Origin of the sequence: Alkalicoccobacillus plakortidis, from assembly GCF_023703085.1 — a bacterium.
GTDB classification, from domain to species: domain Bacteria; phylum Bacillota; class Bacilli; order Bacillales; family Bacillaceae_D; genus Alkalicoccobacillus; species Alkalicoccobacillus plakortidis.
On record NZ_JAMQJY010000001.1, the window covers coordinates 44,888 to 66,189 of the forward strand.

At 37.6% G+C, this 21,302-nt stretch carries 26 protein-coding genes and 3 pseudogenes; 24 read left to right on the forward strand and 5 right to left on the reverse strand.

All coding sequences use genetic code 11. From position 1 onward, the window contains the following. The first annotated feature begins 69 nt into the window (after positions 1–69). From NDM98_RS00310 to NDM98_RS00325, 4 genes are all read left to right on the forward strand, one after another. Entirely contained in the window at positions 70–894 is an 825-nt protein-coding gene (locus NDM98_RS00310; RefSeq protein WP_251603088.1) for a hypothetical protein, read from the forward strand. A 297-nt stretch (positions 895–1,191) separates the two neighbouring features. Further along, complete coding sequence (locus NDM98_RS00315) at positions 1,192–1,332, forward strand: hypothetical protein (protein WP_251603091.1); 141 nt, start codon at positions 1,192–1,194, stop codon at positions 1,330–1,332. A gap of 71 nt (positions 1,333–1,403) precedes the next feature. Further along, positions 1,404–1,589 (forward strand): hypothetical protein, encoded by a 186-nt coding sequence (locus NDM98_RS00320; RefSeq protein ID WP_251603094.1) that lies wholly within the window; start codon positions 1,404–1,406, stop codon positions 1,587–1,589. Then, on the forward strand, positions 1,586–1,831 hold the full coding sequence (locus tag NDM98_RS00325; RefSeq protein WP_251603097.1) for a helix-turn-helix domain-containing protein: 246 nt from the start codon (positions 1,586–1,588) through the stop codon (positions 1,829–1,831). Before NDM98_RS00320 ends, NDM98_RS00325 begins: the two co-directional genes overlap by 4 nt. On the opposite strand, the gene NDM98_RS00330 is transcribed toward NDM98_RS00325, so the two are convergent. Then, positions 1,819–2,214 (reverse strand): hypothetical protein, encoded by a 396-nt coding sequence (locus NDM98_RS00330; RefSeq protein WP_251603100.1) that lies wholly within the window; start codon positions 2,212–2,214, stop codon positions 1,819–1,821. The genes NDM98_RS00325 and NDM98_RS00330 overlap by 13 nt on opposite strands. Positions 2,215–2,362: 148 nt before the next feature. Between NDM98_RS00330 and NDM98_RS00335 the strand changes: the two genes are divergently transcribed. From NDM98_RS00335 to NDM98_RS00345, 3 genes are all read left to right on the forward strand, one after another. Then, the gene (locus NDM98_RS00335) at positions 2,363–2,701 is read left to right on the forward strand and encodes a YhjD family protein (protein WP_251603103.1); all 339 of its coding nucleotides are present in this window, start codon (positions 2,363–2,365) and stop codon (positions 2,699–2,701) included. 63 nt (positions 2,702–2,764) lie between these two features. Then, entirely contained in the window at positions 2,765–2,980 is a 216-nt protein-coding gene (locus NDM98_RS00340; protein WP_251603106.1) for a LexA family protein, read from the forward strand. 638 nt (positions 2,981–3,618) lie between these two features. Next, the gene (locus NDM98_RS00345) at positions 3,619–3,837 is read left to right on the forward strand and encodes a hypothetical protein (protein ID WP_251603108.1); all 219 of its coding nucleotides are present in this window, start codon (positions 3,619–3,621) and stop codon (positions 3,835–3,837) included. 46 nt (positions 3,838–3,883) lie between these two features. On the opposite strand, the gene NDM98_RS00350 is transcribed toward NDM98_RS00345, so the two are convergent. Continuing rightward, positions 3,884–4,225: a DUF2606 family protein gene (locus NDM98_RS00350; RefSeq protein WP_251603110.1), complete on the reverse strand. Its 342-nt coding sequence runs from the start codon at positions 4,223–4,225 to the stop codon at positions 3,884–3,886. Positions 4,226–4,377: 152 nt separating this feature from the next. Between NDM98_RS00350 and NDM98_RS00355 the strand changes: the two genes are divergently transcribed. From NDM98_RS00355 to NDM98_RS00425, 15 genes and pseudogenes are all read left to right on the forward strand, one after another. Next, positions 4,378–4,698 (forward strand): hypothetical protein, encoded by a 321-nt coding sequence (locus NDM98_RS00355; RefSeq protein ID WP_251603114.1) that lies wholly within the window; start codon positions 4,378–4,380, stop codon positions 4,696–4,698. Between the two features lie 161 nt (positions 4,699–4,859). Then, positions 4,860–5,627 (forward strand): YncE family protein, encoded by a 768-nt coding sequence (locus NDM98_RS00360; RefSeq protein WP_251603118.1) that lies wholly within the window; start codon positions 4,860–4,862, stop codon positions 5,625–5,627. Then, the gene (locus NDM98_RS00365; protein ID WP_251603120.1) at positions 5,581–5,820 is read left to right on the forward strand and encodes a YncE family protein; all 240 of its coding nucleotides are present in this window, start codon (positions 5,581–5,583) and stop codon (positions 5,818–5,820) included. The genes NDM98_RS00360 and NDM98_RS00365 overlap by 47 nt, the downstream gene beginning before the upstream one ends. Continuing rightward, complete coding sequence (locus tag NDM98_RS00370; protein WP_251603123.1) at positions 5,817–6,500, forward strand: response regulator transcription factor; 684 nt, start codon at positions 5,817–5,819, stop codon at positions 6,498–6,500. The genes NDM98_RS00365 and NDM98_RS00370 overlap by 4 nt, the downstream gene beginning before the upstream one ends. Continuing rightward, entirely contained in the window at positions 6,497–7,903 is a 1,407-nt protein-coding gene (locus NDM98_RS00375; protein ID WP_251603126.1) for a sensor histidine kinase, read from the forward strand. The genes NDM98_RS00370 and NDM98_RS00375 overlap by 4 nt, the downstream gene beginning before the upstream one ends. 95 nt (positions 7,904–7,998) lie before the next feature. Continuing rightward, positions 7,999–8,589, forward strand: a complete 591-nt coding sequence (locus NDM98_RS00380) for a copper resistance CopC family protein (protein WP_251603129.1) — start codon at positions 7,999–8,001, stop codon at positions 8,587–8,589. Positions 8,590–8,719: 130 nt separating this feature from the next. Beyond that, the gene (locus NDM98_RS00385) at positions 8,720–9,388 is read left to right on the forward strand and encodes a GntR family transcriptional regulator (protein WP_251603132.1); all 669 of its coding nucleotides are present in this window, start codon (positions 8,720–8,722) and stop codon (positions 9,386–9,388) included. A gap of 52 nt (positions 9,389–9,440) precedes the next feature. After that, positions 9,441–10,448, forward strand: coding sequence for a TRAP transporter substrate-binding protein (locus tag NDM98_RS00390; protein WP_251603135.1), 1,008 nt, complete (start codon positions 9,441–9,443; stop codon positions 10,446–10,448). After that, a complete protein-coding gene (locus tag NDM98_RS00395; protein ID WP_251603138.1) occupies positions 10,445–10,924 on the forward strand; it encodes a TRAP transporter small permease in 480 nt (159 codons plus the stop codon). Before NDM98_RS00390 ends, NDM98_RS00395 begins: the two co-directional genes overlap by 4 nt. Next, on the forward strand, positions 10,921–12,195 hold the full coding sequence (locus NDM98_RS00400) for a TRAP transporter large permease (protein WP_251603141.1): 1,275 nt from the start codon (positions 10,921–10,923) through the stop codon (positions 12,193–12,195). The genes NDM98_RS00395 and NDM98_RS00400 overlap by 4 nt, the downstream gene beginning before the upstream one ends. Before the next feature lie 13 nt (positions 12,196–12,208). Then, positions 12,209–13,226, forward strand: a pseudogene (locus tag NDM98_RS00405) (zinc-binding alcohol dehydrogenase family protein). Between the two features lie 25 nt (positions 13,227–13,251). Continuing rightward, positions 13,252–14,329: pseudogene (gene uxuA, locus NDM98_RS00410) on the forward strand (mannonate dehydratase). Further along, positions 14,329–15,175 (forward strand): annotated as a pseudogene (locus NDM98_RS00415) (SDR family oxidoreductase). Before uxuA ends, NDM98_RS00415 begins: the two co-directional pseudogenes overlap by 1 nt. An 18-nt stretch (positions 15,176–15,193) precedes the next feature. Beyond that, positions 15,194–16,171 carry a sugar kinase gene (locus tag NDM98_RS00420; RefSeq protein WP_251603144.1) on the forward strand — a complete coding sequence of 326 codons (978 nt, stop codon included), beginning with the start codon at positions 15,194–15,196 and terminating at the stop codon, positions 16,169–16,171. Beyond that, positions 16,168–16,806 (forward strand): bifunctional 4-hydroxy-2-oxoglutarate aldolase/2-dehydro-3-deoxy-phosphogluconate aldolase, encoded by a 639-nt coding sequence (locus NDM98_RS00425; protein ID WP_251603147.1) that lies wholly within the window; start codon positions 16,168–16,170, stop codon positions 16,804–16,806. The genes NDM98_RS00420 and NDM98_RS00425 overlap by 4 nt, the downstream gene beginning before the upstream one ends. A gap of 123 nt (positions 16,807–16,929) precedes the next feature. Here NDM98_RS00425 and NDM98_RS00430 read toward each other — a convergent pair whose 3' ends face one another. Continuing rightward, a complete protein-coding gene (locus NDM98_RS00430) occupies positions 16,930–17,355 on the reverse strand; it encodes a MarR family winged helix-turn-helix transcriptional regulator (protein ID WP_251603150.1) in 426 nt (141 codons plus the stop codon). Between the two features lie 118 nt (positions 17,356–17,473). Between NDM98_RS00430 and NDM98_RS00435 the strand changes: the two genes are divergently transcribed. Continuing rightward, on the forward strand, positions 17,474–18,061 hold the full coding sequence (locus NDM98_RS00435; RefSeq protein WP_251603153.1) for an NAD(P)H-dependent oxidoreductase: 588 nt from the start codon (positions 17,474–17,476) through the stop codon (positions 18,059–18,061). 195 nt (positions 18,062–18,256) lie between these two features. On the opposite strand, the gene NDM98_RS00440 is transcribed toward NDM98_RS00435, so the two are convergent. Next, positions 18,257–18,553, reverse strand: coding sequence for a YjcZ family sporulation protein (locus tag NDM98_RS00440; protein ID WP_251603156.1), 297 nt, complete (start codon positions 18,551–18,553; stop codon positions 18,257–18,259). Between the two features lie 180 nt (positions 18,554–18,733). Further along, entirely contained in the window at positions 18,734–19,393 is a 660-nt protein-coding gene (locus NDM98_RS00445) for a toxoflavin lyase-like VOC family protein (protein ID WP_251603159.1), read from the reverse strand. 1,006 nt (positions 19,394–20,399) lie between these two features. Here NDM98_RS00445 and NDM98_RS00450 point away from each other — a divergent pair. After that, on the forward strand, positions 20,400–21,302 hold the full coding sequence (locus NDM98_RS00450; protein WP_251603163.1) for a DMT family transporter: 903 nt from the start codon (positions 20,400–20,402) through the stop codon (positions 21,300–21,302).

The window sequence follows — 21,302 nt, forward strand, 5'->3', positions numbered from 1 at the left end:
CTTTCTATGTAATTATATGTTATATTTTTTCTGTTATTAACAACATTATATCACTAGAGGAGAGAATTTATGAAAAGAATTTATCTTGCTTTACTTGCTGTTAGTGTAGCTTTACCATTAAGTATTGCACCAAAGGGCTTTGCAGTAGCTTCTGAGGAAGTAACTGATATCGAAGGCTCTTATGAGATTTTTACAGAATACAGTTTAAGTGAGGAAGATATTGAAAACCTTACTGAAGAAGAATTGCTAGATTATACAGAAGAACAAGAGGATAACTTTTGGTCTGATGTTGATGTTAATACTGAGGATGAATGGATTGAACTAACTGAAGAATTGGAGCAAGATCTCTTAGCTGAACTCGATCAAGAAGAAGATGAAGATGTTATTAGACCATTTGTTTTAATTTCTAAACCAAAAGATATTTGGGAAGCTGCAGCTATAACTGTTGTAAAGAATAAATATAATCATCCAACTACGGCTAGTTTTATCATTAATAGTGTCAATAAAGCTAATAATCTAACTTTAGGTTCGGATTCACCTTTATCTAAAAAGGTAGTAGCAAGTACCGCTTGGAAAAATATGATTAAAAAAGAAATTGATAAAAAGAAAAATAGTGGAGGATTTGGAGTCGGTGGCTCAGTAACTTTACCTAGTGGAGAAACTCATACCGCTCTAAATAAAGTTGATTATTTCATTAATGCTACAAAAGGTAAAAATGGAAAATGGACGTATTCCGCAACGATTAATGATACTTGGGATTTCACTTACAATAGATACAAAAATAATTATAAGAGTTTCCCTGTTACACTTGCTAATAATGCCGCTTATGCTTCACAAATGACTGGTGTAATGAAACCATTTAAAATTAAAATGTCTCTTAAAGGGACAAACTAATTAATATAATAAATTGAAGAAAGCCCTCCGTTACATGTAGGGCTTTTTATAATTTCACTGTGACGTTCTTTTGTTAACTCCTCTAACTCCACAAGATCCTCAAAAGTCATTTGATTTGTTACAAATCCCCTTGTTACTGAGCGGTTGCGCAAATACCTAGTTCACTTAAGTTTCTTCTCTTGCCAACGTTTATTATTTCATAAGAAAAAGCCTATTATAGAAGGCTTTGTTTACGTTTTAACTATTTACTTATGTAAACAGTTATGGTATAATAAAGATAGAAAGGGAGGTGATAAAGTGGAACTTAAAGAATGGGCGATCATCCTAGGCTCGATAGCCGGAACTACAAAGATCGTATACGACATAGCGGAAAATGAGAGAAAGAAAAGAGAGGAGAAGAAAAGAAAAAATAAAAAGCGCCCCAGGAAGAGACGCTAAAAACTCGGAGGTAGGAATTAACGGTTCCTGCCTCTCCCTATAGTTTACCACAATCTAAGGAGGTTAATCATATGACACGCTTTTTCAAATCTTTTAATACAGTTGATTATCTGTTCATGTTCATATACATTGCGTATCTTAGCTTGGCTAATTGGTATGATGGCAGCTTATTAACATCTGTTGCAGCTATAGCATGTACAATTGGATTAGTAGGACTGGTGTTTAAAGGAATCTACTTTTCAGGTGAAAAGAAATGAAGCGAACTTTTAGTAATAGAAGTGAATTAGAATTGTTCATACAAAATGAGCTATTAACGACAAATGAAGCCATGCAGATACTTGGAGTCTCACGAGCACGAATGAACAGTATGCAAAAAGAAGGGAAGCTAACTCCTGTTAAGAATGTGGGCAAAACTGTTTTATATTTGTTATCAGATATTGAAGAGAGAAAAAAAGAACAAGACATACTGCGAAAAAAATACCGCCCTTACGATGAGTAATCGTTGGGCGGTATTTTTATTTCATCTTCATATGTTCTTAATTGCTGTAATTGTGTTAAATATGTATAGTTGAAAAAACTAATTAAACCTATAATTGCACCAAATAATAGTCCAAATAAAATACCGCTAATTCCTCCTATTATCCCTATAAAAGGAAGAGGAACTGAGAATATAAAGTACATTATTTTCCGAGCCTTATGTGGAATACATAAAATTAACATAATTATAGTTACTACTGTTCCAATTATTGGACCCAAACCACCGAAAGAAGCTAGTGATATTGATAAGGGTATCATCCAAAAGAAACTTGCTAAAAATCTTAACCCTTTAAAATCTTCTACATCCTTAATTTCTTTTACCGTTTTTATTGCATCTCTATCCAAAGATAAACCTCCTTAAGAAGTATAGGAATAGTATATCTAACACTGGTCTTAAGTGCCAGTAATTTCTTATTATAAAATATCAATTTGTTAATATTTTCTTGTTGTATAAGAACGTTAGTTCGCATAAAATGTATTTGAGGTGAAGATCGTGGCTCTTAATGATGATGATCTTGTAATTAAATATATAAAGTATGCAACAGCCAGAAATATTCTAAGCAGAAAACTGAAAAAGTCAGGTACAGAGCGTTTAATTAAAATGTCTAATATGATTGGTTCAGATATTCACGATTTAAAAAAGGAGTTACATTATAAGAATATAACTGTAACAAGATCAGAATCAAAAACAGCATTATTCTATGGTTATACAGTTTATAAAAATGGATGGAGATCAGAGCATCAAATGTTAAAATCAATCATTCAAACAGATGTAGATATTCTTTTAAAAGAAACGGCACAAATTGTAGATAAAAATATAACAAAAAAATAGTTTATTTTTTTGTTTGGAATAAGAACAAACGTTTGCTGAAATAAAAGGAAAAGGGTGTTTTTAATGGGTTTAACAAATAAACAAGAGAGAGTTTTTGGGGCAATTAAATCTTTTATTGAAGAAAATGAGTTACCTCCGACAAGCAGAGAATTATGTGTTATTTTAGGAATCAAATCAAGCTCAACTATACATGGTCATTTCGTTAAACTTAAGGATAAAGGATACATTGACTGGGAAGAAGCAAAGCCAAGAACTTTGAAAGTTTTAAAAGGTGCATGATATGGAAGGCATCTTAAGGCGTGCAGCTGAGACCAAACAAAAAATACAAATCATCTACATGGACAAGAATCAAAAGATAACTCAAAGATTTGTTACAATCCGATCCATGGATGAATTTAATATTGATTGTTATTGCCATCTAAAGAAGCAAAGGAGGATCTTTAAACGAGAGAATATTTTATCCGCCTTTGAGAAATTTAAAAAACAAGCATAAGAGCCTTTGAGGGCTCTTTTTATATTAGTTGAAAAACTGACCTCTAACATAGGTTTGATGTATAATGATGCTATACATAGCTTGTACAATTTAACGTGTGTGTTTATAGGAACATTAGGCAACTCATGGCCGGACCCCAACTCCTCGCACACTTTGTGCAAATGGATTATTGGCTGAAAGAATACAATGTGAAAATTGAAGATAAATAAGTAGGAGACCTTTCTGGTGAGTGTGCTGGGAAGGTTTTTTTGGGGGTGGGTTTGAATGCAATAAATTAATATGATACATAATGGTAATATTGTTTTAGTTGCGACTGAGGACGTGAGGTAGTGTACTATATTCTAGTTTCTTTTTGACTCACTCCTCACCAAAACGTTATGCTGTCTATAATGGAAGAAAAGATATGATTGGAAGGTGTGATTATTTGAAATTAAATAAGCATGCAATCGTAATGTTGATTTCATTATTTTTAGCTATTAATGTGGTTCTAGGAGCAATAGATTATTTTTCTGGTGACAGAGAAAAAATTACATGGTTACAAAATGCACTCTTTGCACTGTTTTTTACTGGTTTTTATAGTTTGAGATACTTAGTTATAAAGAAAAGCAACCCGTGGCACAAAGACTATAAAAAGAAAAATTGATTTTGTCTCCACTAAAGCCCAATGACAGCTTGTAAGGACATCTATGTTATTCAGGGATTTTACTAGTGTCGATTTGAATTGTTTTTACAGTGTCTCGATCTTCTTCAGTAACATCAAATGTTATATCTAATCCAATCACTTCGTAAGTTCTCGCTTCAACAGTTCGATTTGATATCAATCCTTGATGGTCTGTAGTTCCAAGTGTGTTACCTATATCTTGAGTACCCTGTCTTATATTATTATCAATATAAACATTAAAATTAGGAACAGGCATATGATCTTGATCTATAAATAAAAAACTGACATCTTCTATTAAAGTAACTTCATCTTCTGAACGACAACCAGTTATCATTAGTAATATACTGATAATCAACAAGATTTTCTTCATATTCATCTCCATGTATTTGTCGTGTGAAATTAGAAATTGTTCAATTTTAAAGATTTTCTATAATATACTATATAATGTAAGATAACTAATGAGATTTACAAAAAGCTAACATTCATAAAATAAACGCATAATGAAAGGCTGTGATATCACGAATGTATAGACTTTTAATTTGCCTACTATCAGTACTAATCCTCTCAGCTTGCAATAATCATCCCACTACAAAAAATACAACTGAAAACATTGAACAAACGCAAAATGAAATTATACAAACGAACATCCCTGATTTTTCAAACACTCACACCCAGATACTTGAGCCCTTAGATGATTTTAACTTTGATTATTCATTAATTGACGAACAGCCTCATGCTGAAATTCTGTTGAGTTGTGATGATGATACCATCAATCCCGAAGATCTTGTTTATGACAAAGACGGTGAATGTATCGATGCTGTGATGATTCTTGAAGAAGGCTGATGAACATTCGCAGATCTATTATTATAAGATGAATGCCTTGTTGGCTTTAGCTGAGAAGGTTTTTTGCTTGTTCACGTCGATTTCACAAATAGATGGTATAAGGGTTTGGTATACTACTTGTACAAAAAAATAAGAGGGGGTGCATGATGAGGCGTGCTTGGATGCTGAGTTCAATTGTTTGTTTTGTTTTTTTAACTGGATGTAATGAGCAGAGTATTGAAGTGCCTGAGTCTGGTGAACCGATGCTTCTTATAACGCATGTAAAGGAACCAACTTTATCGTTTTTTGATACAAATTCAGATGAGGATGTAGGTTCTACAACGCTGCCATATACAATGACGGATATGACATATATATCTGATCAAACCATGGTTGGGCTTAATTCAAATGAGCAGAGCATTCTTGAAATTGATCTAGAACAAGAAGTGGCTCGCCCCTTTATGGAGCTGGAATCTGGGATGACAAACCTTACATATGATACAAATTCGGATCAATTATTTTTATCAAGTAATTCAAGTCATGAGGTTCATGTGGTTGACGTAAGTTCAAAAGAAGAACTGACCCCGATTACGGTTGATTCTATTCCAAATGAACTCAGCTTAAATGATCAAGGCCTTCTTTTTGTTTTAATGACTGATACAAATGAGGTAAGTATGATTGATATACAAAGAGGGGAAGTTGTTCGTACATTTCCGGTTAATGATACTCCGGTTGGTATGCACTTTGATGGGCAATGGTTGTGGGTTGGTGGGCACGGATCAAATACCGAGCTTAATCGATCGGTCTATGCCTACGATCCACAAACAGGTGAGAACGTCATGACTGTTGATGTTGGACTTATGCCCATTGCGATGGTTGGTAGTGAGAATTCAGAGGAGCTCTTTGTGCTTTGCCATGGTGATCATTCCTTATATAAAAGTAAATACTGAAACAGAAGAAGTTGTAGGAAAAGTAGAAGTAGGTCAAAATCCAAACGATGTTAAACTCTCAGGAGACAAGCTGTTTGTTGCAAATTTGGATAGTGATAGCATTTCTGTTGTACAGCAGTCAGACCTTCGTTTGATTAAAACGGTACCAGTTGCAACAGGTCCGTATCTTTTGCTTCAGGAGGTGGGATCATGAAGCAGACACCAATTATTTTAGTCGTAGATGATGAAAAGGAATTGCTGCAACTAGTTGTGAGCTATTTAGAAAATGAGAAGTACGTTGTCTATACCGCAACAGACGGATATGAGGCATTACAAACACTTGAAACGGAATCGATTGATTTGGTGATCCTCGATATTATGATGGAAGGTATTGATGGGTTTGAGTTATGTAAACGAATAAGAGAAAGCTCCTCAATTCCTGTTGTCATGCTGACAGCCAAAAGTAGTGAGGATGATCGCATTCGTGGACTTAAGCTAGGTGCAGATGACTATGTGATTAAACCATTTAGCCCAAGAGAATTGATGGCAAGAGTGGAAGCGGTTTTAAGACGAATGCATGTTGGTCAGACAAACCTACACACAATTGAGATTGCGGAATTGTTGATTGATAAAAATGGGCGGAAGGTATTTGTTGATGATCAAGTAGTCAACCTCACTCGAAAAGAGTATGACCTTCTTGTTTTTCTGTATGAATCGTCTGGGAAAGTATTCACGCGGGATCATCTTTTAGTTCGTCTTTGGGACGTTGACCATAATAAAACGGCTCGAACAGTTGATACTCATATTAAAACACTGAGATTAAAGCTACAATCAGCCGGACGTTTTATCCAAACCGTATGGGGAGTTGGCTATAAATTTGAGGACCCATCATGAAGCATTGGTCGATTAAACATAAGGTGTGGGTCACAATATTTGGTGTCATCCTCACAATTGTTACAGCTGCTGTGGTCCTGATCTTTTTTCTATATGACCGATTATATGTGGAAAAACAAGTTGAGACATTGACATTGCAAGGAGAACAACTTACGGAAGTCTTTAATGATCAAGGTAGTAATGAGTACTTTCTAGATCGAGTCAACTGGGCAAATGAGAGTACAGATGCTGATATTTTATTTACGGATAACCCAATGTTGCTCGCTAGTGGAGATCCACTTGATCCAAACTCTCAATATAACTTGATTACATTTGAGGAACGGCAGCAGTTACTTGCGGGTCAAACTGTCGTGATGCAGCGGCCACACCCAAGGTTTGATCAGGATATTTTGGGGGTAGCCATTCCATTGTTTGATGGTGGTAATTTAACTGGAGCCATCTTTTTATCACAGCCCCTATCAGATATGTATGAGCCGTTTGCGGAGATCCAATGGCTTTTAATTGCGATCCTTATTGTTCTGGTTCTTTTTGTCTTGTTTATGGGAAGCAAAATGGTACGTGATGTGGTCAATCCATTGATTACGATGAAAAATGTAGCTCAAAACATTGAGCAAGGGGATTACAGCCAACAACTGACTCTTTCTCATAACAAGGATGAATTAGGCCAGCTTGCTCGTTCCTTTAACAGTTTGTCAACGTCACTCGATGAAGTTGAGCAAAATCGTAAAGAATTTCTTGCTAATGTCGCACACGAGCTTCGCACCCCTTTAAGCTATATGAAAGGTTATGCAGAAGGGGTAGAAGAGGGCATTATTTCAAAGGAAAAAGGTCTAGGCATTATTCAAAAAGAAGCAAATCGTTTAGATCGGCTTGTGCATGATTTGCTAGATTTGGCTCAACTTGAAGGCGATTCATATCAAATGGTGAATGAACCAATTGCTTTTGCGGAGTTAATTGATGATGTTGTGGACCAGTTCAGCCTGGCAGCAGATAAAAAGCAAGTATCGTTTGAGCGTCATTTGGATGATGACTGTATTGTCATAGGGGATTCAGATCGTCTTGAGCAGGTGGTAAGGAATCTGCTAGACAATGCACTTTCCTACACAGCATCCGGTAAGCGGATATTCGTTTCACTTTTCGGTGATGAAGAAGAAGTTACACTTGAAATAAGAGATGAGGGTATTGGAATTCCAGAGGAAGATCTTGTGGCTGTGAAGCAACGATTTTATCGTGTGAAAAAGGCGAGGGAACGTAAAGATGGTGGAACTGGTCTCGGACTGTCGATTGTCTTGCAAATCATCCAAAAACACGAGGGCACATTTTTACTTGAATCAACTGAAAATAAAGGAACAACCGCAACAATTAGGTTAAAAAGCTTTAGAGAAAATGTGTTTAATTCTTGAACTTTAGCAGATCTCGTTTGATTTCACCGTAATTTCACTTTTATTCGATAGAGTAATGGTGAAAGTCATTATAGAGATTATGTGGGAGTGTTACGATGAAAGCAAAAGTAGCTAGTTTATTTTTAGTGGTTGGACTTATTATTGGGGGAGCACCTGCAGTGACTTATGCTCACTCACATCTTGAATCAACGGTTCCTGAAGATGGACAAACGGTTGATGAAGCAGTTGAAACGATTGAACTGTCATTTGATGGAGGAATTGAGCAAGCAAGCGATGTACAAGTTTTCACAGAGGCAGGCGATGAAATTGAGCCAGCAGCTGTAACAATTACTAGTCCTGAAATTGAAGTTGAATTAACAGAACCACTTGAGAATGGTGAATATAGAGTTACGTATAATATAATAAGCGCAGACACACATCCAGTTGAAGGTGAATTTACATTTACAGTAGATGCTGAAGAGGTTGCTGAGCCTGCAGAAGAGGCGACAGAAGAAGAAGCAACAGAAGAAGATACAACTTCTGAAGAGCCAGCTGAAGCTGAATCAGAAGAAACCGATCAATCACAAGTTTCAGATGAGCAGCAAGAAGATAATGAAGAGAGTTCTTCTATGCTTTGGATTATTGGTGGAATTGTCTTAGTTGTTATTGTTATTGGGGCAGTTGTTGCAACAAGAAAAAAGAAATAATTAAGTGTAGAATAAAAAACATCCGTGATTGCGCGGGTGTTTTTTTGCATTAGCAGAATAATGTCGAAAAAACACTACCATACTTGTATGGTAGTGTGGTAGTATTGAAAACGAAAAGGAGGATAACTCATTGAATTCTACATTTACAGGTTCATCAAGAGTTTATGTCTATCAAACTCTGCGAGATAGTATTACCTCATTAAACCTCAAGCCAGGTGCTGCCATCTCTGAAAAAGAAATTGCTGCTGAATTGAATGTCAGTAGGACTCCTGTTAGAGAGGCTTTTTTACAACTTGCTCATGATCAACTACTAGAGGTATTGCCACAACGAGGATCATTTGTGACACTTATCGATTTGGAACAAGTCGAGGACGCTAGGTTTATAAGAGAACAGCTTGAAGTCGGTATTGTACGACTAGCCTGTTCGACATTTACTGAAGCTGTGCGTCAAGATATGGAAACAAATCTCATGCTTCAAGGTCAGATGATGAAAAATCAAAAGTATGATGAGTTATTTAAACTGGATGGAGCCTTTCATCGACTAATTGCCTCAAGTTGTGGGAAATTGAAAGTGGCTGAAATGATTCAGCATATGAATGTCCATTTTGATCGATTAAGAATGCTCAGTTTGTCTTCTAATTTAAATTGGCCGGCTATCTATAAGCATCATCAGGAAATTCTCTCTGCAATAATTGATCAAGATGCTAATCGCGCAGAAAAAGTTATGAAAGAACACCTCTCATTGATTACAGTTGATCAAGTGGCATTAAAAGAACAGTTTCCGATTTATTTCAAATAGCCAGTGCTATTTGGCAAATGAATGTAAGCGTATTCTAGGTTGGGGGATTAGTATGATTAAAAGAACAATAGTGGTTGCTTCCTCAGTTATGTTTTTATTAGCCGGATGCCAAACACAAGCTCAAGAAAACGATATTACTCATTGGAAGATGACACATATTTCAGATGCTAGTCATTTATGGCACAAGACCGCTCTTGAATTTTCAAGAAATGTTGAAGAAAAGACGGACGGAAAAGTACAAATTGAGGTATTCCCAAATAGTCAATTAGGTAATGAAGTGGATAGTATTAATAGTATTAAGTTTGGGGCAACCGATTTAACGATTACTGGAGAAACACTGGAAGTATGGACACCTAACGCTATTTTGTTAGCGGTACCATATGCATTTGAAGATGAAGAGCACATGAGGAATGTAGTTGAAGGGGATATTGGTCAAACAATTGAAAACGATATCAAAGAAGATGTTGGATTAACTCCATTATTTTATATGGAGCGAGCTCCACGGAATCTCACTTCAAATGTGCCAATCTCAGATCCAGATGATCTAAGAGGATTTAGTATGAGAGTACCTAATGTTCCGTTGTTCCTTGACACGTGGGCAGAAGCAGGGGCGAAACCTCAGGTTATTAACTTAAATGAAGTATTTACTGGACTTCAGCAGGGTGTTATAGCCGGTCAAGAGAATCCAAATGATTTGATTTATAGTAATGGATTTTATGAAGTGCAAGATTATTTAAACGTAACCGAGCATGTGCGTTCTTGGATCTATGTCGTTGTTGGAAATGAACAACTTGAGAAGTTACCTGAGGATCAGCGATTAGCTGTTGAAGAAGCAGCATTAGAAGCTCAGGAATTTGCTCGCGATCTACAAGAAGAGGAGCAAGAAGCCTTATCGGATCTTTTAAAGGAACGTGGAATGACTTTTAATGAAGATGTCGATCAGGAGGCTTTTCGTGAAGCTATGCTACCTGCTTTAGAAGAAAATCTTGGTGAAGAACAGTACGAGCTGTACCTAGAAATGGTTGAGCAAGGAACGGAAATTGAGGCGGACAGTGAATGAGAACAGCAGCGAAGTTAGATAAACTATTAAATTATTTAACTATTATTCTTTTTACTAGCTTACTACTTGTAGTGGTTATTCAAATCATGAGTCGTTATCTTCCTTATAGTGCGATTTGGACAGAAGAACTTTCAAGGTACTTATTTGTATACTCTATCACCGCAGCGGCACCTCTTGCGATTCGGAAGAACGAATTTATTAAAGTAGATATGTTGTTAATGATGCTACCAGAAAAAACAAGAAGAATGTACGAGTGTGCGACGTATGCAATTGTAGCGGTATTTGGAATCGTTCTCTTTATTACAGGTATACAATTCTTTCAATTAGGGTTGGAATTCTCATCTCCTACGATTGGATTTCAAATGAGTTATGTATATATATCTGTACCGATCCTTGCGTTTTTAATCGTTCTTTACTCTATTTTATTTATCATTGATCAATTTACTTTACCAAAGTCAGAAGGTGAACAACTATGATGTCACTCCTTTTAGTGGGCACGTTTTTACTATTAATTATGATTGGTATTCCCATTGCGTTTAGTCTTGCGCTTGCATCGCTATTGTATCTATTCATTGCAGGTATTCCTTTAACGATTATTCCGCAGACGATGTTTTCAGGAATTAATTCCTTTGTTCTATTGGCTATTCCTGCTTTTATTCTTGCTGGTAATTTAATGAATGCTGGTGGGATCACAGAGAGAATTATTAACTTTGCAAACGCAGTTGTTGGACACATACGAGGTGGACTTGCACTAACAAATGTTGCATCTTCTCTTGGATTTGCAGGTATTTCTGGAACAGCTTTATCTGATACAGCAAGTATTGGTTCAGTTATGATTCCAGCAATGAAAAAACAAGGGTATGGTTCAGGATTCTCCGCTGCTGTAACTTCTATATCATCAACAGTTGGACCAATGTTACCACCATCTCTTCCAATGATCATTATTGGTACACTTGCAAGCGTCTCCATTGGTGATTTGTTTTTAGCTGGTGCCATTCCTGGTCTATTACTTGCAACTGGATTCTTAATCGTGACGTACATTATTTCGGTGAAACGAGGATATCCAAAAGGAGAGCGTCAATCTCTTTCAGTGGTTGGTAAGTCGTTTTTAGGCGCATTCTGGGCATTAATTATGGTTGTGATTATTCTATGGGGGATCCTAGGCGGATACTTTACGCCAACAGAAGCGGCTGTCGTATGTGTAATCTATGCTTTAATCATTGGTGGTTTTGTTTATAGAGAATTAAAGCTAAAGGATATTCCAGTGTTGTTGACTAACACTCTTAGTTCAACTGCTTCGATCCTATTACTAGTTGGATTTGCCAACTTGTTTGGTTGGATCCTGGTAAGTGAGGGAGTTCCTATTTTAGTTGCTGATGGCATTCTTTCGTTAACGGATAATCCATTTTTCGTCATCTTATTAATGGTTATCTTATTAATGTTTGTTGGTATGTTTATGGAAACAATCGCTGCACTAGTAATACTGTTCCCGGTTTTACTTCCGGTCGCGACAAGTGTTGGAATGGACCCAGTTCATTTTGGAGTGGTAATGGTCTTAACCTTAATGATCGGGCTGTCGACACCCCCAGTAGGAGTATGCTTATTTGTAGCTTCTAGTTTTGCAAAGGTCCGGATTGGACAAACCGTAAAAGAATTGATTCCATTCTTTGCAGTAGCAGTCATTGTTTTATTATTAGTGAGCTACATTCCACAATTGTCACTATTTTTACCAAGCTTATTTGAATAAGGAGCTGTTATAAATGCAAGCCATTACAGTACAAGAGCCAGGAAAGCTAGTCTTAGAAACAAGAAATAAACCTGAATTGAACAATACGACGGATGTATTAGTAAAAGTAAAAGCAGCCGGTATCTGTGGTTCAGATATACACATTTATCACGGAAGCAACCCATTTACAGTTTATCCAAGAGTCATTGGCCATGAAGTGGCAGGAGAAGTAGAGGCAGTTGGTGAAGAGGTAACAGAACTAAAAGTAGGAGACACGGTTGCACTTGAACCTATTTCATTTTGTGGAGATTGTTACGCTTGTAGGAAGGGTCGTCAAAATGTTTGTGATAAGCTAGAAGTGTATGGAGTTCATCAAGATGGTGGTATGAGAGAATGGATGGTGGCACCATCTAAAAAATGGCATAAACTTCATCCATCTATTTCATTTGAATCAGCAGCGCTTATTGAGCCATTAACAATTGGTGCACAGGCAACAACACGTGGAGGTGTTGAGTCTGGTGATACGGTTTTAATCATGGGAGCGGGGCCAACAGGCTTAAGTTGCTTATTAATGGCGAAACAAAAAGGAGCCAAGGTTTTTATCTCAGATTTTAATCAATCAAGGCTTGACTATGCACAAAGCATTGGTGCAGACTTTGTTTTGAATGCTGGAGAACAAGAAGTAGAAGATGTAATTAAACAAGAGACAAACGGTGAAATGGTAAATGTGGTAATAGATGCTGTAGGTACAGCAGAAACCTTTGCTCAAGCGGTTACATTAGCTTCTGTTGCTTGGTTCAATTGTAGCACTTGGATTTAATGAAACCCCGTCTCCGATCGCTTCATTGATGATCACTAAAAAGGAATTAACCATTGTAGGGTCTCGTCTGCAAGCGAACAAATTTCAAGAAATTGTCGAGAAGGTGAATCATGGTGAGCTAAAACCGGAGGAAATGATCTCGCATCGTTTTCACGCATCTGAGATACATGAAGCCTTTGAATTACTCGAACAACAACCTAACAACGTTCGTAAAGTGGTCCTAACATTCTAAAAAACAAAGAGAGGATGAGTTTACTATGAAAATGACATTTAGATGGTATGGAGAAAATAATGATTCAGTTACATTAGAGCAGATAAAACAGATTCCAGGAGTAGAAGGCCTTGTATGGGCTTTGCATGACTTACCAGCTTGGTGAGGTATGGCCAGTTGATAAGATTAAGGAAATAAAACGTCAGGCCGATGAGTACGGTTTCCATCTTGACGTTGTAGAAAGTGTCAATGTACATGAGGATATCAAATTAGGTCTTCCTTCAAGAGAACAGTATATTGAGAACTATAAACAAACCATTGTTAATCTGGCAGAAGTGAACGTTAAGGTAATCTGCTATAATTTTATGCCTGTCTTTGACTGGACAAGAACGGATCTCTTTAAAGAGATGGGGGATGGTTCCACGGCCTTATTCTATGAAAAGAGTAAAGTAGACTCAATGGATCCTAAAGAACTAATTCGCCAAACAACTAGTAACTCTGCATTTACAATGCCTGGTTGGGAACCTGAACGTCTAGCTGGAATTGAACAGTCCTTTGATCAATACAAAGGCATGACTGAGGATCAGCTTTGGGACAATCTACAGTATTTCCTTGAACAGATTCTACCAATTTGTGAGCAGCATGATATCAAAATGGCGATTCACCCGGATGATCCACCGTGGTCTGTATTTGGACTTCCACGAATTATTACAAGTGAGAAGAACATTGAAAGATTAATTTCTCTTTCTGATAGCCCATCTCATAATATTACGCTTTGTAGTGGATCACTTGGAGCAAACCCGGCAAATGATATACCAAAAATTATTCGTCGTTTTCACGACCGGATTCCATTTGCCCATATTCGTAATGTAAAAGTGTATGATAATGGAGACTTTATTGAAACGTCTCATCGTTCGCAGGATGGATCGGTTGATATAGCAGATGTTGTCAAGGCCTATCATGAGAATGATTTTACTGGTTATGTTCGTCCAGATCATGGGAGACATATTTGGAATGAAGAATGTCGCCCTGGCTATGGCTTATATGATCGTGCTCTTGGTATAATGCATTTGTGGGGACTTTGGGATGCATATGAGAACGTGAAGACCGGAGGCAAATCATAATGCTACCAAACTATAAATCATTGGCTGGAAAAGTAGCTGTTGTAACTGGTGGAAGCGGTGTCTTGTGTAGTGAGATGGCAAGAGAGCTTGCTAGACAAGGAATGAAAGTAGCGATCTTAAATCGTTCTGCGGAAAAAGGAAAAGCACTTGAATCAGAAATTCGCGAATCAGAGGGAACGGCCTTAGCTGTTTCCTGTGATGTTTTAGATGAAGCTAGTATTCTCGCAGCAAGTGAGGAGATTCTTGCGACACTTGGACCTTGTCATGTGTTAGTTAATGGAGCTGGTGAATCACCCTGATGCAATCACAAGTAAGGAAACGTTCTCAAGCGAAGACATAACAGATCCAGAAGTGAAAAGTTTTTTTGATATGACCATGACTGGATTTGACCATGTCTTTAAGTTGAATTTACTTGGAACCGTTTTACCTACGCAGGTTTTTGCCAAACAGATGATTAATCAAGAGGGTGCAACCATTATTAACATCTCATCAATGAGTGCACCTTCACCGATGACTAAAGTTCCTGCCTACAGCGCAGCAAAAGCCGGAATTGATAATTTCACTCAATGGCTGGCTGTCCACTTTGCAGGTGCTGGCATTCGTGTAAATGCAATTGCACCAGGTTTCTTTTTAACAGAACAGAATCGAAATCTTTTAACGAATCCAGATGGTAGCTTAACGGAACGTGCGGAGAAAATCATTGCTCACACGCCAGTAGGACGCTTTGGAAAGCCAGAGGATCTATTAGGTACTCTACTTTGGTTAGCTGATTCAGAAAGCTCAAAATTTGTAACCGGTATTATCGTTCCGGTAGATGGTGGATTTATGTCTTATTCAGGTGTATAGAGAGGAGAGGTATAGAAGATGGGTGCAGATGTCGTAACATTTGGGGAAACGATGGTTTTGCTTGAAGCAGGAACCAGTGGTCCTCTAAGGTATGTCGATACATTTACCAAACGATTTGGTGGAGCTGAATCCAATGTTGCAATTGGATTAGCTAAGCTTGGACACCAGTCGCTCTGGATGAGTAAGGTTGGACAGGATGAATTTGGTGAATTCCTCATTCAGAAAATTAGAGGAGAAGGTGTAAATACTGACTATGTTAAATCATACTCAGGTGCACCAACCGGCCTTTATTTTAAAGAAATGCGCAGACCAGGTGATCAGCGCGTAGCTTACTATCGAAGTGGCTCTGCTGCGAGCTTTTTTAATGCAGATGATTTAGATGAAACACAAATTGCCAGTGCAAAAATTCTCCACTTAACCGGCATTACAGCACTACTAAGTGAATCATGTCGCCAAGCAATGTTTAAAGCGATTGAAGTTGCGAAGGCAAATGGTGTCCTTGTATCCTTTGATCCTAATTTACGTTTTACTTTGATGGGTCAACTGGGTGAAGAAGGAGCTCGTCAAGTTATGCGTGACATTGCATCAAAAGCTGATCTTGTTATGCCAGGGCTCGATGAAGCAGAATGGTTATACGGGACAAGTGATGAAATGGAAATTGCTAATCTATTATTTGAATCTGGCGTGAAGAAAGTCGTTATTAAAAACGGTGGAGAGTATTCGTTTTTTGCAGAAGCAGGTGGTGATTCAGGGCGAATTCCAAGCTTTGAAATCAAACAAATTGTTGATGCAATTGGAGCTGGAGATGGTTTTGCCGCAGGTGTTTTATCAGGCATTCTAGAAGAGAAAAGTCTCGAACAGGCCGTTCATTTTGCTGCTGCAGTTGGCGCTCTTGTCATCAGTTCTCCAGGTGATGTTGAAGGATTACCAACTCGTATGGAAGTAGTAGAATTTATCGAGCAAAAAGAAGGAAATTCAGGAGGTGTATTACGATGAGTAGATTTGATACATTAATTAGTTCGGGTGTTGTGGCTGTTATTCGTAAACAGCCTAGAGAACACATCGTGTCTATTTCAAAAGCCTTGGTCAATGGCGGTGTTTCAGGATTAGAAGTTACGATGGATTCAGACGACGCACTAGGGGCAATTGCTGAGCTTCGTACACAGTTTGGTGAAGAAGTAGTTATTGGTGCAGGAACAGTAATAGATGCTGAGCAAGCAGTAGCAGCTATTCAAGCCGGAGCAGAATTTATCTTTGCTCCAATTCTTAATGAGCCAACTATTCGCGCAGCTAAACGCCATGGCAAGATCATGATTCCAGGAATCTTTACACCAACCGAAGCTCAACAAGCTGTTGAGTGGGGAGCTGACATGGTTAAAGCCTTCCCAGCAGATGTGTTAGGTGCAGCATTTATCAAAGCGGTAAAAGGCCCACTTTCTCATATTCAAATCATGCCTACAGGCGGAGTGAATTTAGACACAATCGATGAATTTATCAAAGCCGGAGCAACAGCAGTTGGCGCAGGCGGACCATTGTTACGCAAAGATTTAATTGAAGCGCAAGATTGGCAAGGACTAGAGCAACACGCCGCTGCATTTGTTGGACAAGCAAAGAAAAGTTTAGGTAAATAATCTAGATAATACATAACCTTTTGTTTGGAGAAATCCAAGCGAAAGGTTTTTTTGATACGTTAAAAAGTCGGAGGAGATAGGAGAGGAGATCTAATTGATAAGCCGTATCGTAACATATCAGCTTTAATAGAATACCTTCTTTTCGAGCACGTCCAATGCTTTCTTGATTTCTTCTAAGTCCTGAGCGGAGGCGTGTTCAATTTTTTTATTAAAAAGCAGTTCGATCTCGCTAAATATTTCTGACATCATCCTTTTGCCTTCCACAGATAAAACGATCGTATGTTTACGACCATCTTGTTTATCCATCACTTTTTCAATTAAATTCATAGCATGCAATTTCTTAAGTTCTCGGCTCGTATTAGGTAGAGAGATATGCTGACAATCGCTGATTTCACTCGGATTCACAGGTTGTGAAACAAATACATATTCCATAATCCCATATTGTACTGACGTTAAGGACCGGCTGCGGACATTTTTAGTAATCTCATGTTTTACTTCATGTACAGATGCTGTAAATGCAATAAAACGGTTAAAAAGAGTGCTACTCATAAAAATCACCTCATAAAAAATGTATCAAATTAAATATCAAAAAACAATTATCAATTGACAACTAAAATGCAGGTAGGATATGATCTAGTTATCAAATGACAACTAATTGAGGTGAGCTATGAATTTATTAATTATATATACCCATCCGAATCACAAAAGCCTATGCTACTCTTTCTTAGAGAATGTTCTTAAAGGTGCGGAGGAAAATTCAAACATTAATCATGTTCATGTTCTTGATTTATATGAGGAGCAATTTGATCCTATTTTACGTTTTAATGAAAAGAAAAGGCGCAGGGATATGCATAGAGATCCTAATCTTGAAACGTATCGGCTTCAGCTTCTATGGGCAGACAAAATCATTTTCATTTACCCCATATGGTGGGGACGCCCTCCTGCAATGCTATTAGGGTTTATTGATCAGATGTTTGCTTCAAATTTTGCATACAAAGATATAGGGAAGATACTTCCGGAAGGTCTCCTGAAAGGAAAATCAGTTATCTGTATTTCTACGATGAAAGGTCCAAAACACTACCCGCTATTTCTTTTAAATAATGCTCATAAAGTATTGATGAAAAAAGCACTTTTTAACTACGTTGGAATTAAGAAGGTTAAATTCATTGAATTCGGTAATATGGAGGGAGCAAATAAAGGACAGAACAAGAAGTTACAACTTGTTTATCAACATGTTAAAAAGCTTGTTATATAAGATTTAAATTTTAAAATGAAGAAAGTGCTTTATTAAACGCCCGTTGAGAATAAAGGGGCCATGTTTGTTCCGTTTCTACTTATCATACACCAATTTCTTACTATCTAACGTTTACACTATCTAAAACGATGAACAGTTTTAGTGCATGAGTATGTAATGGAGGATCCAAGAATATGAATCCACCAAGTAAACTAATTAACAACGATTGTTGTTATAGTTATTATTGTTGTAATAGCCATTACCATTACTATATCCATTGCCATTACCATTTCCGTTGCTATAACCTTTTTCTACAAATCCTGCACCAACGATGATTAATAGGATAAACAGGATTAAGACAAGTGCGAAACCAGGGTCTTTCTTTTTGTCATCATGTTTTTTGCATTTATCATGTTTATCATCATGTTTATCATCATGTTTATGACATTTGTCGTGCTTGTCTTTGCCGTTTCCTCCCCATTTATCATCATGTTTATATTCATTAAATTCCATTGTGATTGCCCCTTTCGAAGTTGTATTGATGGTACACTTCTATACTATGAGCATGGAAATAAGATGACTGGGGAAATCTACTGAGGGTTTCACACAATTTAGTAGGACTTTAATTTTCTTTTTGCCGTTAGTAGACGATAATCTATTTGGTGGAGTGAACTCTCGACCTCAAGAACTAGTTTATATACTAACCTTATCAACCTTGTTAAAAATGAATGTTCCAAAGTCTTTTACCTTTATTTCAACAGGAAAAAAGCTAGCAGGTTGATCAGAGAAAAACCAGATCCGATTGCTTTTAACAATAATGAATAAACCTTCTACATCACCAAGCGGAGAAAAATCCTCAGTGCCTTGTCGCGAATTTTCAATACCTATTTTATTAATTTGTTTTGCAATTGTTTGGACTTGATTTGTTACAATGCCTATTTCACTAATATTAATGATTTGATCTGAGTTAAAATGGGAGTGACTTTTTTGAATGGAGTCATGTTGCCTAGCAATAAACTCTACAATATTACCAGCCGGGTCTGTGAAATAAACAGCATATGCATTCCAATTCTTGAAGAAGACTTCGTCCGTTTCATTATGTGTGTTTAGATTTGTAATAGACCTAATCCATGATTTGGCTTCGCGAAATTTATTTCTAGGGATGTTCATCGCGAAATGATAAAAAGGATCTGTATCATCATTATTCTTTTTGAACTCCAGAATAGAGGCTCCTATTTGGACAGAAAAAGATTTGGCTCGGTCACCCCGTAATGGTAGTTGTAATCTCTCGTGATAAAATTCCTTCATCTCTTTTAGGTTATTCGTTAACAATGTTAGTGTTTGTATTTTCATATGAAGATCTCCTTATTTATATTGATATCACTAGTATAAGTATGTTGGGTTGAAACGAAATCAGTCATAGAGATGGTTGGGTCTACATCTTTTGAATGAACATCTGTAAAATATAAAGACGTAAATTGGTAAATGTAGTAATATAAATAGTGTATACGCCTCTGTAGCTCTAGAAGGGAAGAGCGCCGGAAAACAATTGTGAAGCCGGGTCGCAAGGTAAGGGTTTCAGAAGCACCGAAAAGCAAATCAGCTGAGGCAGGTGAAATTCCTAGCCGGTGAAAGTCCGTAGGGAAGCGTGTTCCCCCTAGCCTATGCTTACGAGAGGAGTGCGGGTTCGAATCCCGCCGGAGGCATTTATAGGTACTGAAGTGGAACGAAGAGGTAGTGTTCGTTCCTTTTTTTGTTGTATAGTTTAGAGTAGCGATAGAAGGCCAAATTGGAGCGATGGAGAAGAAAGTGAAACGATAGAAGGCCAAATTGGAGCGATGGAGAAGAAAGTGAAACGATAGAAGGCCAAATTGGAGCGATGGAGCCAGAAGTGAAGCGATAGAAGGCCAAATTGGAGTGATGGAGCCGAAAGTGAAACGATAGAAGGCCAAATTGGAGCGATGGAGCCAGAAGTGAAGCGATAGAAGGCCAAATTGGAGTGATGGAGCCGAAAGTGAAGCGATAGAAGGCCAAATTGGAGCGATGGAGAAGAAAGTGAAACGATAGAAGGCCAAATTGGAGCGATGGAGAAGAAAGTGAAACGATAGAAGGCCAAATTGGAGCGATGGAGCCAGAAGTGAAGCGATAGAAGGCCAAATTGGAGTGATGGAGCCGAAAGTGAAGCGATAGAAGGCCAAATTGGAGCGATGGAGCCAGAAGTGAAGCGATAGAAGGCCAAATTAAAACGATGGAGCCGAAAGTGAAGCGATAGAAAGCCAAATTGAAACGATGGAGCCAGAAGTGAAACAATAGAAAATAAAATTTACTTAATATGAACACGTTCTAAGCAGGAGGGGTTATGTCTACATTAAAAGCATACATATATACAATTTTAGGTGCGTCATGCTGGGGCTTGATAGGGCTCTTTGTTGATCCTCTTTATCAAGAAGGGTTTACTGCATGGGAAGTGGTGGCCATTCGAGGTATTTTTACGTTTGTTTTTTTAATTATATTCATGGCCATTTGGTTTAGATCTCATCTGAAAACAAGAATACGTGATCATTGGATCTTTGCTGCTTCAGGAATTTGCAGCATTGCATTTTTTAATTATTTTTACTTTGAAGTATTTGCTCGCTCAAATTTATCTCTCGCCGTAACTCTTTTATATACTGGGCCGATGTTTGTGGCATTGCTTTCCAGAGTTTTCTTTAAAGAACTGCTAACAAAGAATAAAATAGCAGCACTTGTCTTATCTCTAATGGGCTGTGCGTTTGTTGTACAACTATTGCCATCTGGAACATCAAGTATTCCAGGCACAGTCATTTTAATGGGTGTTCTTTCAGGGTTCTTCTATGCTCTATATAGCATTTTTACTAAACCTATTACAAAACGGTATTCACCGTTAACGATTACGACCTATACTTTTTTATATACAAGCGTGTTTATGTTACTTGCAAGTCCTATTACTGAAAAAGCCTCACTATTCGTGAGTCCATCTGTATTAGTACCGGCTATTCTCCTTGCACTCGTATCAACAGTGGGTGGGTATGTATTTTATACAACGGGACTTAAGCATCTTGAGGCAAGCAAAGCCTCAATTCTTGCAACGATTGAACCAGTTGTAGCAGTTATTTCAAGCGTTCTATTTCTTAATGATTACTTAGATGTATGGCAGCTTGCTGGAATTTTGGCTGTGCTATACTCTGCTGTGCTTGTAAGTAGGAGAGGACGAAGGGTAGTTGCAGGAGAAAAGGTAGCTTAG

Excerpts from the sequence above, each read along its gene's own strand:
- NDM98_RS00310 (WP_251603088.1), top strand. The coding sequence starts at position 70 with ATGAAAAGAATTTATCTTGCTTTACTTGCTGTTAGTGTAGCTTTACCA.
- NDM98_RS00320 (WP_251603094.1), top strand. The coding sequence starts at position 1,404 with ATGACACGCTTTTTCAAATCTTTTAATACAGTTGATTATCTGTTCATG.
- NDM98_RS00325 (WP_251603097.1), top strand. The coding sequence starts at position 1,586 with ATGAAGCGAACTTTTAGTAATAGAAGTGAATTAGAATTGTTCATACAA.
- NDM98_RS00340 (WP_251603106.1), top strand. The coding sequence starts at position 2,765 with ATGGGTTTAACAAATAAACAAGAGAGAGTTTTTGGGGCAATTAAATCT.
- NDM98_RS00350 (WP_251603110.1), bottom strand. The coding sequence starts at position 4,225 with ATGAAGAAAATCTTGTTGATTATCAGTATATTACTAATGATAACTGGT.
- NDM98_RS00355 (WP_251603114.1), top strand. The coding sequence starts at position 4,378 with ATGTATAGACTTTTAATTTGCCTACTATCAGTACTAATCCTCTCAGCT.
- NDM98_RS00360 (WP_251603118.1), top strand. The coding sequence starts at position 4,860 with ATGCTGAGTTCAATTGTTTGTTTTGTTTTTTTAACTGGATGTAATGAG.
- NDM98_RS00370 (WP_251603123.1), top strand. The coding sequence starts at position 5,817 with ATGAAGCAGACACCAATTATTTTAGTCGTAGATGATGAAAAGGAATTG.
- NDM98_RS00375 (WP_251603126.1), top strand. The coding sequence starts at position 6,497 with ATGAAGCATTGGTCGATTAAACATAAGGTGTGGGTCACAATATTTGGT.
- NDM98_RS00380 (WP_251603129.1), top strand. The coding sequence starts at position 7,999 with ATGAAAGCAAAAGTAGCTAGTTTATTTTTAGTGGTTGGACTTATTATT.
- NDM98_RS00390 (WP_251603135.1), top strand. The coding sequence starts at position 9,441 with ATGATTAAAAGAACAATAGTGGTTGCTTCCTCAGTTATGTTTTTATTA.
- NDM98_RS00395 (WP_251603138.1), top strand. The coding sequence starts at position 10,445 with ATGAGAACAGCAGCGAAGTTAGATAAACTATTAAATTATTTAACTATT.
- NDM98_RS00400 (WP_251603141.1), top strand. The coding sequence starts at position 10,921 with ATGATGTCACTCCTTTTAGTGGGCACGTTTTTACTATTAATTATGATT.
- NDM98_RS00420 (WP_251603144.1), top strand. The coding sequence starts at position 15,194 with ATGGGTGCAGATGTCGTAACATTTGGGGAAACGATGGTTTTGCTTGAA.
- NDM98_RS00425 (WP_251603147.1), top strand. The coding sequence starts at position 16,168 with ATGAGTAGATTTGATACATTAATTAGTTCGGGTGTTGTGGCTGTTATT.
- NDM98_RS00430 (WP_251603150.1), bottom strand. The coding sequence starts at position 17,355 with ATGAGTAGCACTCTTTTTAACCGTTTTATTGCATTTACAGCATCTGTA.
- NDM98_RS00435 (WP_251603153.1), top strand. The coding sequence starts at position 17,474 with ATGAATTTATTAATTATATATACCCATCCGAATCACAAAAGCCTATGC.
- NDM98_RS00440 (WP_251603156.1), bottom strand. The coding sequence starts at position 18,553 with ATGGAATTTAATGAATATAAACATGATGATAAATGGGGAGGAAACGGC.
- NDM98_RS00445 (WP_251603159.1), bottom strand. The coding sequence starts at position 19,393 with ATGAAAATACAAACACTAACATTGTTAACGAATAACCTAAAAGAGATG.
- NDM98_RS00450 (WP_251603163.1), top strand. The coding sequence starts at position 20,400 with ATGTCTACATTAAAAGCATACATATATACAATTTTAGGTGCGTCATGC.